Below are 15,995 nucleotides of genomic sequence, written 5' to 3'. Positions count from 1 at the left end.
ATCACCTCACCTCTATGGCATCGGCGGTGTACGGGATGACCTCAACCGTCCCCTTGTACTCAGTCACGTAGCCTCCGACCCTTATCGTCTGTCCCTCGCTGAAGGTTAGGTCTCCTCCGACGCTCTTCGGGATGAAGATAACCAGCTCCCCGCTTCCGTCGTCTATCGTGAGCTTGATGAAAGTCCTTCCTTCGTAAACGTCCTTGATCGTGCCCTCAACGATTACTGTTTTGCCCTTCATGTCGAGGGTGACGTCGCCAGTCTTGTAAGTCTCGGAAGGTATAGCCTCGATGACGGTGAGTGAGACCACTTTCTTTGCGTCGGCGTCGTAGGTTATCTCTATCCTGCTTCCCGTTCCGGCCTCGAACGGGTTCGGGAGGAGTTCGCGGCTGATTGAGAGTGTGGCACTTCCTGTATCGTCGCTGACGGTGATGTAGTAGCCGTTGTCGTAGTCCAAGCTATCCCAGACCACGGTAAGGTTCACCTGGCCAGTAGCTGAGGAAAGCTCTGAAACGGTGACCTCCTTGGTGGTCTCAGTTCCTCCTTGCGATGGTGCTCCCTCGACCTTCACTGCCTCGGTGGTGTACACTACGAGCTCCGGTGCACCGTTGTACTCTTCCACGTAGCCTGCCGTATAGACCACTGAGCCCTCGTCAACGCTCAGTTCTGCACCGTTCGGTATGAACACCGCTATCCCACCGCTTCCGTCGTCGAGGGTGAGCTTGAGGTTGTCTCCAACTGCCGCTACCTTGACTGCTGTCGCGTTGAGTGCTATGACCTTACCCTTCATGTCGAGCGTAACCTCTCCAGTCTGGTAAAGCTTCGGTGGAACTGCTTTTGCAATCTCCAGGGAGGTTACACTGCCGGAGAGCGGGTCGACAACGAGTTTGAGAGTGCTCCCAGTGGCAGCTTCGAGCGGGTTCGGTAGGAGATCCTTGGTTGCCGTCACGGTCGTGCTTCCCGTGTCGTCGTGGATTCCAAGGTAGTACTCTCCGCTCTCATAGGAGAGGGAGTCCCATGTGACCGTCAGGAGGAGCGGCTCGGTTGCGCTCTTGAGGTCAGATACCGTTCCCTCAACTGGCCCGCTCGCCCCTATCTTTCTGATGGCCTCTGGGTGGAAGACGACAATCTCAGGCTCGTCGCGGTAGAGCTCAACGTAGCCGCCTATCTCAACTAGGTCGCCCTCCTGTGGGACGTAGGCCAGCTCGTTGGCAGTAGTCCTTGGCACGAACACCGGGAGGCTTCCAAGGGTTATCTTGAGGTTGCCGCTGAGGTTCGCAACGTCCGTGACCCTGCCCGCGACGGCCACTACTTTGCCCACCATGTCCGATGTAACGTCCTCAGGCTTTATCTGAACTGGCGGAACCGCAGCCTGCACGGTCAGGGACTCTCCCTTGAGATTGTTCGGATCCTTGACGAACCCCCTTATGACGAGGACGCTTCCTTCACCCGCGTCGAGTGGGTTAAGGGCCATCAGGACGTCCCTCGAAATGGAGACGGTGACGCTGTCAACGTTCAGGTAGTAGGTTCCGTTGGCGTAGGTGAGTCCCTGGAGGGAGCCGACGAAGTCAACGAGCTTTCCAGTGTATTTTCCAAGCTCCGAGGCCTTAACCTTTGGAAGCTCGACTTCTGAAGAACCGACTGGCCTTCCCAGTGCCTTTATTCCGCTGCCCGTGTAGACAACTACCTCCAGGCTGCCGCGGTACTCGTCGAGGTAGCCGGCGACCTCAACGCCGAGCCCTTCCTTGAGGTCTGCTAGGGTCTCGTTGGAGAGCTCCCTGAGGGCGGCCGACGGTATGAATACGTCTATCTTCCCCGTTCCGTCGCTCACGACGAGCTTGAGGTTCGAACCGACGTTCTGGACGTCTTCAATATTCGCCTTGACTGCCACTATCGTGCCCTTCATGTCGGGTGTTAAAACTCCGATCGGAAGGAACTCCGTTTTGACGGCCTCAATGACCCCGAGGTACGCGCCGACGAGCCTGCCGTCGTCACCCATCTTTCCAGCGGCCTTGATTAGGCTTCCGCTTGCCAGCTCGAACGGGTTGAGGTTGGCGAGGACTTCCCTCGGGACGAGAACTTCGAGGTAGTTGGTTCCGTCGGTGAGCGTGAGGACGTAGCGGCCGCTCTCGTAGGTTATTCCCGTGAGGCTGCCCTGAACTGACATGACCATTCCGACGTAGCCAGGAGCTTCCGCCAGCGGAACGAGCGGCGCGCTCTCTATCGGCGTCACTTTGAACTGCTCAAGCGACCTGACGACGATTTCAGGCGAAGTCCCCTTGTAGAGGTAAACGATACCAGGAGCATAAACCGTGTCTCCAACCTTCACAGAGACGTTGTTTTTGATGAGGAGAACCCTCGGTATGAGGACGGTCACGGGCGCAACTCCAGTATCAACCGTCAGGAGGTAGCCGGAGCTGACGTTGGAGAACTCGGTAACGACGCCCTGAACGGCGACGTAGGTGTTGCTCATGTTCTCGGTGAGCTCCATCACTGTTTTGGGACTCTCGGAATAGAGCTTGTTATTAAATTCCAGGCCCCCGAGATATTGGAGTATCGCATAGGTGTAGGTCTCCCTAACGCGGAGCTGCACTTCAGCGGTGACGTTGTCTCCCGGGAACGGGATCACGCCCTTTTCAACCATTTCATCCGCGAGCGGCGAGTAAACCCTGACGTCCATCTGACCAGTCCCGTCGTCTATCGTGAACGTCAGCGAGAGCTTACCGCCGGATTCCGATACGTAGGGAACGCTCGAGATGGTTCCGCTCAGCCTTACGACGGCGTAGTTCATCATGTAGTTGCCAGTGACGTCGCTGACCTTCATCAGCGGGGCCTGGGCGCTCTGAGCAGCCACCAGGAGCACCGCGACCCCAATCACCGACAGCAGAAGGGAGAGGTATTTCAGCTTCGATACGTCGATCTTCTTCTGTTCCTTTAGGCCGTGATAATACAGCTTTTTCTCTTGTTTTTCGCCGGCCATAAACCTGACCTCCGATTATTTAACGTAGCGGAGGGGTTGGTGGGTGGCCTTTTTAACACTTTCGTGTCAAATCAATTCAGAGGTGGGCAGAACTGGGTAGGATTCAACATGACTTTCAGATATTGTAACTCTCAAGCCCTTGCACTGTCAAGGAAAAATAAGGTGAGAAGAGCGTCAGGAGTCCCCCTTCAGAATCTTCTCAACCTCAAAGCCTTCCTCGTACTTCTTCAGCTTCCTCTCGAAGAACTCGATGAAGAGCTTGTAGCGCTTGGCCCTGTGCTTCGGGCTTCCGCGGATGCTGTGGCCGTGTGCTCCCCTCCTGAATATCGCTATGTATGCCTCCTTTCCAAGGTCTTTGAGAACGTTGTAGAACATCAAACTTTGATCGAGCGGGCAGCGGTAGTCCTCAAGGCTGTGGATCAGCAGAAGCGGTGCCTTCACCCTGTCAGCGTAGAACAGCGGGCTTAACTTGCGATAGTTCTCGTTTTCGAGCGGGTTAGGGCCAATTACCTCGACATCGTACCAGAGGCCTATGTCCGAGAATGCGTAGCTGGTCAGCCAGTAGCTTATCCCGTTCTCGCTTATGCCTGCCTTGAAGAGGTCTGACTGCGTTACCGCCCAGTTCGTCATATAACCTCCATAGCTTATGCCCGTTATACCAACCCTCTCGCGGTCTGCCTGGGGCTCAAGCTTGAGGAACTCTTCTATGCCGTTCATTATATCCTCGAAGTCTTCCAAGCCCGTCCTTTCGAGAACTCTCAAAGCGAAGTCTTCATCGTAGCCGTTGCTCCCGCGCGGGTTCACAAAGACGATGTAGTATCCTTTGCTCGCCATCAGCTGCATCTCGTACTTGAAGTAGTGGCCGTACATTCCCTTCGGCCCGCCGTGGACGAAGACTATGACCGGGGCTTTTTCTCCCTCATTGAGTTCGGGCTTGATGTACCAGCCGTCTATCTCGAGGTCTTTGCTCCTGAAGCGGAAGTGCCTCGGCTCGAAGGTCTTAAGCTTTTCAAATATCGGCCCGTTGTAGTCGGTTATCTGCTTAAGCTCGCCATCGTAGAGGTAGAGCTCCCTTAGCCTCGTTGCTGTCTCTATAAGGAGTGCTATCCTTCCGTCATGGACATCGAAGCCCATTATCCAGTGGTCGCCGACGATGAGCGGCTTGACTTCCCCGTCCCAGAGGTAGAGGTTCACCCTTCCAGCGTCGGGAACCGTGAAGTAGACTTTCCCGCCGCCGAGCTTTGCACTCCCTGTGTTGAGCGGACCTTCATATACGGGCTTAAGTTCTCCGTCCCAGAGGTAGAGCCAGTCGTGCTCGCTCATGAACTTCTTCTCCCTCTTTCCGTGGAGGAGGATGGCCTTTCCGTCGGAATCAACAGCCTCGAATGAGACCCTCTCGAAGAGTTTTTCCTCATCTCCGTCCTTCCATAGGTAGATGTCGTAGAACTTGAAGAGGGCCGGCTTACTCCCTTCCCTGTGCGGGACGTTGATAACTACCCCATCGCCGTGCCATACCCCGCTGGAAAAGCGCGGCTCCTCAAACTCCTCAAGGATTTCTTCGCTCTCCGTGTCAAGTATCCAGAAGGTGGTCTTCTCGCCGTCGAGGAAGCCCATGTTGTCGAACCAGACGGGAACGTCGTCGTCGAAGACGAAGTCCTCATCGTCCCTCCTCTTGAAGCCCACAACGAGAAGCCTCCTCGAGTCGTCGTTCCACTGGACTGAGCGGATGTTTTTGGCGGAGAGGACTTTCTTTGCGCTGAGGGTCTCAATATCTGCAACCCATATCTCGGTCTCCTTCTTCTCCTCGTTGGAACGCATGAATGCGAGCTTTTTCCCGTCCGGAGAAATTCTCGGCATTGAGGCGTTCTCAACGAACCTCTTGGTTCCTCTCTCAAGGTCTTCAACGACGACGGTGCTCTCGTATTTGTTGTCCTTCATGTTGACCTTCGTGAGAACGTAGGCAACTTTGCTTCCCCTTATCCTGGGATCGCCGAGGTAGGCGAACTTAGAAAAGGCCTTCTCGTTCCATTCGATACTGCTCATAACGGTATCACCGAATTATGTTTGAGCCGAAGCTTATATCGTTTGCGGAAGGTTTTAAACTCCAAACCTGTAGTTTTCCTCCATGAGGGAGACAACCGCGGTTGGAATCATACTGGCGTTGGGCGTTGGAATCTCACTTGTAACAAGGGACTACCTCGGCATAGCGTTCGCCGCGCTTGGAATTCCGGCGTATCTGGCCTACACAGCGAGGGAGCAGAACATCCTGGCGAAGTCCAGGCTCTACGACAGGGACCTCTTCCTGATGATAGTTATCTCAGCGGCGGTCATACTGGCCTTCAACTACTTTTTCGACCCAAGGGCGGGCCTGATAATACTGGCGCTGGCGGTTCCACTGATAGCGCTATACGCGGACAGGCTAAAGACCAGAAAGAAGGTCCAGAACGCGTGAGAGGCTTCCGGTTCTCTTGTAGTGCCTCAGGGCATCTTTCATTTCTTCCCTGAACTTCTCGTCGAGGCCAAATTTCTCCCGCACCCTCTTTGATATCGCGTTCTCGCCTATGAATATCATCGCCATCGCCGAGGTCAGGTTGTTGGGCCTTCTGAACCCTGCCTTCTCGAAGTCTATCAGATAAACGTCCTCGCCGATTATGATGTGCTTCCCGCCCTGTATCTGCCCGTGGTCTATGCCCAGCCTGTCGAGGAGGGCTGTTTTCTCCACTATCTTGAAGAGATGCCCCTTTTCTACGTCCGCGAAGAGGATGGGTTCACCCTCGGCGAACTCCCTGATGAGGTAGGGAAGGCCCTCGAACTCGCCAAGGCCAACGATTGGAGGGGTTACCCCAAAGGTGGAGGCAATTTTGGTAAGCTCCGCCTCTTTTTCGAAGTTGCTTCTCGGTGAGTCTGGTCTTTGAAGCTTTATCACGACTTTCCTCCCGCCTAAAACTCCAGTGAAGACTAGGCTCGTCGTCCCCTTGGCGAGTGGCTCAACGCCTCCAACGCCCTCCTCGGCCAGGTGCCTTAGAAAGTCCCCCAGCCTTTTACTACTTATGATGTGTTCGAACGTCATACGCGATAAGCTTAAATAGTCCGGCGATAAAATATTTTTGGTGATAGCCATGGTGACGGCTTTTATTCTGATGGTTACGGCCGCCGGAAAGGAAAGGGAAGTTATGGAGAAGCTTCTTGCCATGCCCGAAGTTAAAGAGGCCTACGTGGTCTATGGTGAATACGACCTCGTTGTTAAGGTCGAGACCGAGACGCTCAAGGACCTTGACCAGTTCATAACCGAGAAGATAAGGCGCATGCCCGAGATTCAGATGACCTCGACGATGATAGCCATCTGAACTTCTGACTCTTTTTGTTCTCTTACTCACTGACTTGGCTATTTCTGAGTGCCAGGAATACCCTGTCATTGTCGTTGTCAAAAAGGAAAGAAAAGTGCTCACCCCACCATTTTTAGGAATATTTCTTCGAGGGAGGGTTCTTTGATTTGTAGGGTGAGTATTTTCGCTCCCCGTTTTGCCACGTAGTCGTGGAGTTCTTCTCTAATGTCTCTCTCGGCCGCAATCCTGTACTTGTTCTCGCCGAGGGGTGAAGCGCGCCAGGGAGCACTGCTCCAGTCGACGGGCTTGCTCGTCTCCAGAATTATCGTATAGCCCGCTTTCTCTAGGAACTCGCGTTTGATCTCTTCCAAGCTTCCTTCCCTGATGAGTTTTCCCTTCACGATGACTCCAACGGTATCGCAGATTTCCTCAACGTGGGCTAGGATGTGGCTTGAGAAGAAGACCGTTTTTCCGGCTTTTCTCTGTTCTCTTATGATGTCCTTGAATTCTGCGATGCCCTTCGGATCCAGACCGCTCATCGGCTCGTCGAGGATTAAGAGGTCTGGGTCGTTGATGAGTGCCTGGGCCAGGAGGAGTCTCTGTCGCATTCCCTTCGAGAACTTGCCCACCTTCCTGTTCTTAGCCTCGCTTAGGCCGACTAAGTCTAGGAGTTCTTTGATTCTTTTCTCCTTCTCGGTTTTTGGTATTTTGAATGCATCCGCGATTATGTCGAGGGTTTGGACTGGTGTGAGAAAGTCCCAGAGGGTCGCATGCTCGGGCATGTAGCCGATTCTCTTCTTTGCTTGGACGAGTTTGTTCTCGTCGAATTTTCCATCCCTGAAGACTTCTAGGTCGAAGAGCTGAATGTGGCCTTGTTGTGGGAAGATTAGGCCAAGGGTGCTGAGGATGGTGGTGCTTTTTCCTGCTCCGTTTGGGCCTAGGAAGCCGTAGATTTGGCCGGGTTTTACTTCTAGGTTGAGGCCGTTGAGGGCCTTAACGTCCTTGTAGAATTTGACGAGATTCTCAACCCTCATCACAAACCATCACCTCAAATCCATCCTAAGGAACCTGACTAATCCAAGCGCGAGGTACACGGGGGTGAGGCCCAGGATTATGAGAACCGGGGCCGGATTTTTGGCTATGGAGTGGCTGACCCCCAGGTATTCAATCGTGTATGTTCCGTCGTTATTGAACGAGATTTTTTCTATGTCTTCAAACGCCTCTATCATCATTACCTGGGGTGCGTAGAAGAGGTACTTCAGGTGGTACTCTTCCTGAAGCTCCTCAAGCCTCTGCTGGTACGCCGAGGCCTCTTCCGGGGTTAATTTGAGAAAATCTCCCCTCTTCTGGATTCCGAATTCCTTATCCGCTTTCTTCTCTGCCCACCCATCAACAACCTGGGGCATCACCAGGGAAGTCACAAGGAATAGGACAAGGGCAACTCCAAGGGCCGTGTTCTGGGAGCGTATCACGCTCGATATGAGAATTCCCAGGGCAAGGAGCTGGAGCATCGCCAGGAGGATGAGACCGTTGGCCAGCACGAGGTCAGAGATCAGCTTCCCCGTGAGCGAGACTCCGTAGTACTTCGTTATAACGAAGGAGAGCAGGGTGGCGATGAGCATGGCCACGATTATGCTGACCGACTGGCCCAGGAACTTGCCAAAGAGGTAAGTAGCTCTTCTTATGGGCTTGCTGAGGGCCAGTCTTATCGTCCCGTTCTCAAGGTCGGAGTTCAGCGCGGTTGCCCCAGCGATGAGCGCGTAGAGCCCTATGAAGAGGAATGCACCCGCTACCACGTATTCTACGAGGCTCACTGCCAGGACTTCCTGAGGATTCGAGGCACTCTCAAGGTTGCCTTGGATTTCATAAAAAGCCATGATGTAGATCAGCACCATCAGAGCCGTTATCAGCCAGAACTTCTTCTGCCGTATGCTGTTCCCAGCTTCTAGTTTTAGACTCCACACCTATATCACCTCAGGTCTGCCTTTTTGAACTTCAACCAAGAGGCGCCGAGGTAAAGTACCGTTGGGACGATCAGCATAAGCAAGTTTGCCTCATAGTCTAAAATACTGTCCAGTGGCCCTGGCGGCAGTGCTTTCTTCGGAGACACCGCCGATGCTAGGACAGAGTGCTGAACCTCTGGAACCGGGAAGTAGAGGGCCTTTCTCGCGAACTCTTCAGAGCGTCCAAACACTGCCATAAATGCTATCGGTACTGCGAAGTCCAGCAGGAAGGCCAGCAGGATTGAGGTTAGGAGTGCTTTTCTGCCCCCTGTGAGGGTTGAGAGCAGGTAGCCGAGGGCAAGGTAGTAGAGGAGCGAGAGGAAGACCAGAACTCCGAAGACGAGCCCAATTTCAACGGCCCTCCTTCCACCCCCGAGGTGAACGGCGTAGGCGATGAGAACCCCCGCGTAAAGGGCCGTTCCGAGGAAGACCGCCACCACGTCACTCAGGAGCGTTCCCAGGAAGAAGTCCTTTCTCCTTAGGGGCTTGCTGAGCAGGACTCTGGCAGTTCCGTTCTCCACGGTCGAGCTTATTGAAAGCGCCCCGAGCGGGAGAACCACGAGGGGCAGGGGAACCCCGCTTAGGTTGAAAATGAGCGAGTTCAAAAGGCCTGCAGGGCCGTAGTGGGTGTAGCCTTTGCTGAGGGAGGGTAACTTCATCAGTGCCATCAAGCCTGAGAAAACTGCAAAGGCAATGAAGCGCTTGCTCTGCAGGCTCAGACCGAGGAAAACTCCGTAAAGCCCGCGCAGTGGGGAGGAGACACCCACGGGCACTTCCGCGGGTAGGGATCTGGATCCTCTGAGCTCCGTCAGTCTGAAGATCTCCATTCCAGCGATTGAGAGGGCAAGTGAGAGGGCTAAAAGCTCTCCAACGGGTCTGTAGGATACCGAGATTTCACTTTCAAGAGAAAGAACCTTTCCGAGATAAACCGTCGGGATAAACGAATAGTCTAGCTCTCCCGCGAGGGCAAGGATGACGAAGGCCCCGAGGCCGAGAACGACTCCGAAGTCTCGGGAGGTCGCGAGCGGGAGCAGGAGGAGGGCGATTCCGATTACACCGATCAGCGAGAGCGAGAGTGCGAGCGAGCCGAGAACGTAGTCCCTGACCTCGAAGTCGTGAAGGAACATCGCGAGAGCTCCCGAAAGCACTATCCCAATAGTGGAAGCTAAGGCGAGCTTTAACCCCTCAATGACCCAGTTGAGGAAGTAGCGCCTTCTCGTTAGTGGCTTTGAGAGCATCAGGACTAAGTTGCCGCGCTCAAAGTCCGAGCCGAAGCGCGAGAGGAGGAGAATCAGGATAACTGGGAAGATCAGGTACTTGAGAAAGACGGGAAGCCACTCTGTCAAAAGTCTGAGTGTCACTAAGTAGCCAAGCTTTTCTGGGGGGAGTGTTATGTTGTGGACGCTGAAATAGTATAGCTCCAGCTCTACTCCGATGGCTGGGAAGAGAGAAAGGAGGAAGACGATAACTGGATGGTTAGTTCCGATCCGTTCCATCAGCTTGGCTCCTTTCATCTGACCACGCCCCTAAGCTCGATTCTGAGAGCGCGCAGATGGATAAGGAGTATAACGGGTAGCGTGAGAATAAGGAACAAGACGGCGACGAGGATTGAGTTCTCCTGGAGCGTTGGACTCATCAAAAGCCCTAAAAACGGGAGCACTACGAGCGCCAGTTTCCTGCTGAAGAGACCGATGAGAAAAATGACGGCCGACGTGAAGAGAAGCACTGGGAAGGAGGGGCCAAAAACAGGTGTGAAAAGAGTAAAAACGGCCGAAACCACGAGGAAACGCCTGGTTATGTATGTCCTTCTTACGGGTTTGCTGAGGATTAGGGAGTAATCTTCCGAGAGGATCTCCAGCACTGCCAGGGGGAGGAGGAATAGGGAGAAGAACGCCTTAAGAGTTCCCTCAACCGGAAGGATCAACACCATGAAGAGCGCGAGGAACGCTCTCGAAGCCCAGAGGGCCGCCACCTCCTTCCGAACCCACCAGGGGAGCGATTGGACGTACAGTGATGGGAGTGTCGGTCTTAGAAGTCCGCCTGGTTCGAGGCGGAGGAAAGTAAGGAGGGAAACCGCGAGTAGAAGGGCCGTAAAGCCAAGAGAAACCCCGAACCTAAGAAATGCATCTTCTCGATCTCCACCCGCAACGTCGCGGGCAAAGAGTTCGAGCTGGACGCCGGGTGAGAAGAACGCCATATTGCCGTACTCCTTTTCGAGGGAGTGCACGATAGCAGAGTACTCGGCTTTTTTGGCCTCGTAATCAGCAAAGGTCTCGATTCCCAGCGCTTTCTGAGCGTTGTCTTGGGCCTTCATATCTATGTAGCCCATTGGGACAAACGTCAGAAAGAGGAAAATCACAGTCCCCACGAGGACGACCTTCTTCGGATTTTTGAGGAAAAACGCGGTTAGGTATCCCATTGGAAGGAAGGGAAGGGCAAACACGGCATAGAGGGCGCTTATGGGTTTTATGACTGCAGGGAGGAATACAAAAAGGGACAGTGTGATGTGGGAGAGGAGGAGTCCAATGAAGAGCCCGGCCCTTCGGAAAGGCTTAGAGAGCAGTATTTCAATGCCCTCGGAAATGCTCATCGGGAAAACCGATGAAAGCAAGAAGCCGAGGGCTAAGTAAGGAATTATGGGCGAGATTTCACTATCAATGAGCATGGAGATCAGGGTTAGGGTCGATGCAACCAGGAGGGGTCTTGAGAGCCGTCGTGCTTCTATTTTGAGGATGGTCAGCATTTTATCACCACAGGAATTCAATCGGGATTTGGCAGGAGGCATGAATGCTAATGAGCCACTTTTTATATATCTAAAAACTTTAGCACTACTTTAAAGATATCCTCAATTCCAATCAGGAAAAGTTAGAAGGAGAACTTAAAAATTTACCTCTTGTCTGTTCCTCATGCGCTTTAGCCCTCGCGGCATCCTTAGACCCTTTGAACACCGCTAAGGGACATGGGATAATGGGCTGGCCGGCATCGTGGGGAGTACACTCCAACTTCGACCTCTAATTCTGGAGGGAGATACGGCATAATCACAGCCGTGGCTGCCACTGATCAACGTCCTCCTTGAGCACGTTTGACACCGCGATTGCAAAGAACGCTATTACCACCGCCGAGACGAGGACTGCCCACCAGTAGCGACCCATCAAGGCTCCCTGCTTGAGAAGTTCTGAGGTGTAAGAGCCCCAATTAGTGCCAGGAATAATGTTGAACAGACCGAGCACCGAAACAAACGCCACCACCCTGGGGAAGAGCATGCTGACGTAGGAGAGCGTATAACTGAGCACGAGGGGGAGAATGTGCCTCAATATTATGTAGACATCCGAGGCACCCATGCTTTTGCTGGCCGCAATGTACTCCTGAACTTTCTCATTTTCCACTATGCCCCGTACGGAGTTGGAGTACTGGCTGAAAAAGAAGAGCGCTATGATGATCCCGGCGAGCCAGTCTGGGATAATGAGTTTAGTGTACGCTCCCACCTTGGAAACGGCGTATATCATTACCAAGACGAGAGGGATTGCCGGTATTGAGTGAAACGCCTCCACAAGCACCCTGGCAGCATCACCGATAACGTTGGAGTAATAGCCTGACATGACGCCAAAGGGCAGGCCTATGACTATAACGAACAGCACTGCAAAGCCAGCGAGCACAATAGTTCCCCATGTGGCCCGTACAAAGCCGGCCCATAGATCCCTGCCATATCCGTCGGTACCCAACAGGCCGTAGGCGTTGCCGAATAGAACTACCTCCCCAGATTCGACTCTAATTGTGTAGTCCCCCATCAAAAGAGTCCCATCTCCAGAGAGGAAGAGAATCTGAGCAGGCTCGTGAAGAACAATACTCCCCTCATCGAGGCCCAGCTCCCTTCCGAAGGCTTTGACTTGGGCGGCCAAGGTGACGTTGGAGTTGACGCTTCCCGTTCCCGAAAGCCTGATTGAAAGGCCATCCGGACGGATTATGAGGAGGGTGGCGTTTGAAAGCACCAAGTTGGTCGGTAGGGTTCTCACGGACACAACAACCTCATCCCCTTCGCTTAATTTAAGCGACCCCATGTCTGCTCTTGGATGCCAAACAGGGAGGGCGTTTTTTGGATAGTCGACCCAGTAAAGCCTATCGTCCCAGTGCTTCATCTCCTCTGAAGAAACCGAGCTACGTGCGCCCAGCATGAACACGATAAAAACAGCCACCATCATGAGTCCTCGCTTGTTCACCCTCATGCCGTAATCCCCCTCGGGTCAAGTCTGGTTTTGAGGAATTCGACTGCCATAGCTATAAGGAGGTTCAGCACTATGAATACCAAGAGAGGGAATGCAAAGAGGCTGGGGACGAAGTAGAAGGTTTCTGCCATTGAACCGGAGAAGCTTGAACCAATCATTTGTCCCAGCCCTCCAAGCTTAAAGAGGTGGTCAACGACGATAACTATGCCCTCGACCTCGATTAAGTGAGAAAACCATATGGACAGCGCCGGCACGGATATCGCCCTAAGGGCGGACATCAGAATCCTGTTTTCGGGAAGGCCCATAGCACGTTTGTAACTCACATAGGGGTTGAGAACCTCCCTGCTTAACAAAAAGTAAAACTCGACGGCAAGATACCAGAAAGAGGTCAGGACGACCGTAAGAACGGGGAACACCATGCTCTCAAGGACATCGGGTAGCCCGGCACCTGGTCCGGGGGATATTACGAGATCGTTGGGGAGCGGCGAGTAAATGATGAGTAGGATGAAGACAACACCAGGCCACCAGGCGGGAATTCCCAAAACCACCTTGGTAAGGTTATTCAATAGCCCAGCCACCCTCGGACTTTTTAGTGCCCAAAAGGCAACCATGAGCGAGAGCGGGACTAAAATGATCTCGGAGATAAAGAGGAGAATCAAAGTTCGCAGAAGAGCCTCTTTTCTTGGAATCCTGAACTGGTATAACTCAAGTTTTCTCCAAATTTTGTCCTGAGGGGGTTTTACCGACGATACGAGTGCATTAAAGCCCACAACCACCGAGGGCTTTGTGAGTTCCGGGTACTTCTTGGGAGCTATGTACTTCATGTAGTATTCCTCTGGCGTCATGCCTAACTTAGGGGCGTTTTTGTAAACCTCAGGATGTTTTAGGATATCGTTTTTTGCCATCTCCCTAAGTCCAGCCTTGACGCCCGTTCCCACTAAAAAGGTCACCAGCAAGAGCGTCAGCGTGAACCTGACGGCCACCCGGAGCAGTCCCCGTGCGTTTCTCAATCAAATCCCTCCAAAATAATGTCCCTTCAGAAATCGACATCCCAACTGTTCCTCACTTTCCTTTTAGACTTATATCGAGACTTAGGGAATCCCCTCCCTCGTTCCTGATGATAACCTTCCAAGAACCCTCGGGAAGCTTCACGGTCTCCTTAACCTCGGTAACGTTCTCCCTCTTGAAAATCTCCTTTGATCCGTCCGAGGAGACTATCAGCAGGGTAAACGGACCGTTTCCGGAGACATTCACGTCCAAATCCACAGGTCCCTTAAAGGAGTACCTGAGCTCTTTATGAGGTCCAATTATCTTGCCCTTCGAGTAAACGAAGTTTCCTCCCTCCATGCATCCGGCAACGAGAGCCACAAGGAGCAAACTGGTTAAAACTACGAGGCCCCCTCTACTCATCCTTCATCCCCCGGCCGATAACTAAAATTCCCAAAGCAGAAATGATCACGAGACATTATAAATTTTACCTCTTCTTTGAGACATTGCACTTTATGGATGGGGATAGATAAGTAGCAAAACTAAACACAATAACAATAAAGAAAAATCCTCACTTGTTCATCATCAGCCTTATCCTCTCGGCGGCGTCCTTCGCCTTGTCGGAGATGTTGCTGAGGGTTCTGGCTATGTTGAGGATGTAGAAGCCCTCGCTCCAGTCCATCCTGCCAGCGTTCTGGAAGACCAGCCTCATGAGTTCGGTATCGAGGCCGTCGATCTTGCTTTCGACTCCCTCAATCTCATGTATGATCTCGTACTCCCTCTCGATCTCCTTCTCCGCAAAGCCGCTCTCGATGACCCTGTCCATCTGGACTATTGCCTCATAGACAAGCTTAGCCGCTTTGATGCTCTCAGTGCCCATCTGAAGGATGACTTCTTTTATCTCCTCTGGAATGTTTCCTGGCTCTTTAACGAGGAGCCACTTGGCCGTGTCCTCTGCGGCATCGGCCACCTTGTCCTGCATGTGGAGGTATATGAGGACATCCTCCCTCGCCACCGCCATCATGAGCTTCGAGCTGAGGGAGTCCCTTATCTCCTCTTTTATCCTGTCCGCAACGTCCTCAAGCCTGTCCACTTCGAGGGCGAGCTTCTTCATCTCCTCGTAGTTGCCCTCGCGCCACGCCTGGAGCGCCTTTTCGAGTGTTTCAACGGTCTGAAGGGCCACCTCGGCGTGCTTTATCAGAGGTTTGAACGGACTTTTCGCAAAGAGCTTGGTCCAGACCTGCATGCTATCACCCCACAATCATTAGCACCTTGAACAGGAAAGCACTTATTAGGGCCGCCACGGGAACCGTAACGAACCACGAGATGATTATATCCCTAACGATGTCCTTGTTTATTGCCTTTACTCCCCTGGCGAGGCCAACGCCGATGACCGCGCCAACGACAACGTGGGTCGTTGAGATTGGAAGCCCGAGCCAGCTCGCCACAAGGACGACTGTAGCGGCCGAGAAGTCTATTGTAAAGCCGCGCGTGTTGGTAAGCTCGGTTATCTTCTTCCCAACGGTCTCCATAACGCGGTAACCGTAGGTGGCCACTCCAATAGCTATGCCAAGGCCTCCCATGGTCAGTATCCACCTCGGAACTGGAACCTTCATCCCGGCCATCCCCATAGTTGCCACCGCGTAAACAGCCGCCACAGGCCCTATCGCGTTGGCGACGTCGTTAGCACCGTGGGCTAAGGCAACGTAGCCAGAGGTTATGACCTGAACGCGCCTGAAAATCGACTCAACCCCTATAAACGGGTCAGATGACGGGAACTTAACCCTGAGGGTGAGGAAGAGTATCAGGAACACAACGAGGCCTGCAGGAATGCCGTAGAAGAGCACTCCAGTCTTCAGGCTCTTTCCGTGGAGAACCTTGATGTAGAACATCGTGCCTATCACAACGAAGGCCAGCCCAATCCAGAAAGGCGACCAGATTTTGGAGCTTCTAACGGGGTCTTTTCTTTCGAAGATGCTCTTGGTCAGGGCCTTGAAGACCAGGAAGGCCATTATGGCGCCTATTATCGGCGAGAGTATCCAGCTGAGAACCACTTGAGTCATCTTGCCCCAGTTGACTATTGAGAACCCTGCGTAGACTATGCCGTAGCCCACGATTCCGCCTATGATCGAATGGGTAGTCGAGACGGGCAGGCCGAACTTAGTGGCTATGACCAGCCAGATCGTAGCGGCAAGCAGAGCCGCAACCGAGCCATAGATAAGCACCGTTGGATCGGTTATCCTGTCCGGGTAGAGGATTCCTTTCCTTATCGTCTCCGTGACGCTCTTTCCGAAGAAATACGCTCCAGTGAACTCCAGAACGCCAGCTATCAAAACTGCCTGCTTAGGAGTTATCGCCTTTGCACCAACGGCTGTGCTCATTGAATTCGCCGCATCGTTCGCTCCTATGGCCCACGCCATTCCAAAACCGACGATTATAGTTATCAGCAACCAGGGATCCATGACCGCCACCAGAG

At 53.2% G+C, this 15,995-nt stretch carries 14 protein-coding genes; 2 read left to right on the top strand and 12 right to left on the bottom strand.

Going from position 1 to position 15,995, the window contains the following annotated elements; genetic code table 11:
- Position 1: 1 nt before the first annotated feature.
- A complete protein-coding gene (locus ACZ5TN_RS07385) occupies positions 2 to 2,980 on the bottom strand; it encodes a hypothetical protein (RefSeq protein WP_464916374.1) in 2,979 nt (992 codons plus the stop codon).
- 174 nt (positions 2,981 to 3,154) lie between these two features.
- Complete coding sequence (locus ACZ5TN_RS07380) at positions 3,155 to 5,023, bottom strand: S9 family peptidase (protein ID WP_464916373.1); 1,869 nt, start codon at positions 5,021 to 5,023, stop codon at positions 3,155 to 3,157.
- Positions 5,024 to 5,105: 82 nt separating this feature from the next.
- On the opposite strand from ACZ5TN_RS07380, the gene ACZ5TN_RS07375 reads away from it, so the two are divergent.
- Positions 5,106 to 5,432, top strand: a complete 327-nt coding sequence (locus tag ACZ5TN_RS07375) for a hypothetical protein (RefSeq protein ID WP_464916372.1) — start codon at positions 5,106 to 5,108, stop codon at positions 5,430 to 5,432.
- On the opposite strand, the gene ACZ5TN_RS07370 is transcribed toward ACZ5TN_RS07375, so the two are convergent.
- Positions 5,400 to 6,050 (bottom strand): serine/threonine protein kinase, encoded by a 651-nt coding sequence (locus tag ACZ5TN_RS07370; protein WP_464916371.1) that lies wholly within the window; start codon positions 6,048 to 6,050, stop codon positions 5,400 to 5,402. The two genes, ACZ5TN_RS07375 and ACZ5TN_RS07370, sit on opposite strands and share 33 nt — an antisense overlap.
- Positions 6,051 to 6,099: 49 nt before the next feature.
- Here ACZ5TN_RS07370 and ACZ5TN_RS07365 point away from each other — a divergent pair, with 49 nt between their 5' ends.
- Positions 6,100 to 6,327, top strand: a complete 228-nt coding sequence (locus ACZ5TN_RS07365; RefSeq protein ID WP_011251002.1) for an Lrp/AsnC family transcriptional regulator — start codon at positions 6,100 to 6,102, stop codon at positions 6,325 to 6,327.
- Positions 6,328 to 6,425: 98 nt separating this feature from the next.
- On the opposite strand, the gene ACZ5TN_RS07360 is transcribed toward ACZ5TN_RS07365, so the two are convergent.
- The 9 genes from ACZ5TN_RS07360 to ACZ5TN_RS07320 form a co-directional block, all read right to left on the bottom strand.
- Positions 6,426 to 7,343 (bottom strand): ABC transporter ATP-binding protein, encoded by a 918-nt coding sequence (locus ACZ5TN_RS07360; protein ID WP_464916370.1) that lies wholly within the window; start codon positions 7,341 to 7,343, stop codon positions 6,426 to 6,428.
- Between the two features lie 6 nt (positions 7,344 to 7,349).
- Positions 7,350 to 8,270, bottom strand: a complete 921-nt coding sequence (locus ACZ5TN_RS07355) for an ABC transporter permease (protein ID WP_464916369.1) — start codon at positions 8,268 to 8,270, stop codon at positions 7,350 to 7,352.
- A gap of 5 nt (positions 8,271 to 8,275) precedes the next feature.
- The gene (locus ACZ5TN_RS07350; RefSeq protein ID WP_464916368.1) at positions 8,276 to 9,823 is read right to left on the bottom strand and encodes an ABC transporter permease subunit; all 1,548 of its coding nucleotides are present in this window, start codon (positions 9,821 to 9,823) and stop codon (positions 8,276 to 8,278) included.
- The gene (locus ACZ5TN_RS07345) at positions 9,820 to 11,052 is read right to left on the bottom strand and encodes a hypothetical protein (protein WP_464916367.1); all 1,233 of its coding nucleotides are present in this window, start codon (positions 11,050 to 11,052) and stop codon (positions 9,820 to 9,822) included. The genes ACZ5TN_RS07350 and ACZ5TN_RS07345 overlap by 4 nt, the downstream gene beginning before the upstream one ends.
- A 295-nt stretch (positions 11,053 to 11,347) precedes the next feature.
- Positions 11,348 to 12,481, bottom strand: coding sequence for an ABC transporter permease (locus ACZ5TN_RS07340; RefSeq protein ID WP_464917569.1), 1,134 nt, complete (start codon positions 12,479 to 12,481; stop codon positions 11,348 to 11,350).
- Between the two features lie 47 nt (positions 12,482 to 12,528).
- Positions 12,529 to 13,515, bottom strand: a complete 987-nt coding sequence (locus tag ACZ5TN_RS07335; protein WP_464916366.1) for an ABC transporter permease family protein — start codon at positions 13,513 to 13,515, stop codon at positions 12,529 to 12,531.
- Positions 13,516 to 13,594: 79 nt separating this feature from the next.
- Positions 13,595 to 13,942: a hypothetical protein gene (locus ACZ5TN_RS07330; protein ID WP_464916365.1), complete on the bottom strand. Its 348-nt coding sequence runs from the start codon at positions 13,940 to 13,942 to the stop codon at positions 13,595 to 13,597.
- A 148-nt stretch (positions 13,943 to 14,090) separates the two neighbouring features.
- Positions 14,091 to 14,765: a TIGR00153 family protein gene (locus ACZ5TN_RS07325; RefSeq protein ID WP_011251010.1), complete on the bottom strand. Its 675-nt coding sequence runs from the start codon at positions 14,763 to 14,765 to the stop codon at positions 14,091 to 14,093.
- A gap of 4 nt (positions 14,766 to 14,769) precedes the next feature.
- Entirely contained in the window at positions 14,770 to 15,981 is a 1,212-nt protein-coding gene (locus ACZ5TN_RS07320; RefSeq protein ID WP_464917568.1) for an inorganic phosphate transporter, read from the bottom strand.
- Positions 15,982 to 15,995 lie beyond the last annotated feature (14 nt).

This window comes from Thermococcus sp. JCM 11816, assembly GCF_055396515.1.
This window is presented reverse-complemented; position numbering and strand designations above follow the sequence as displayed.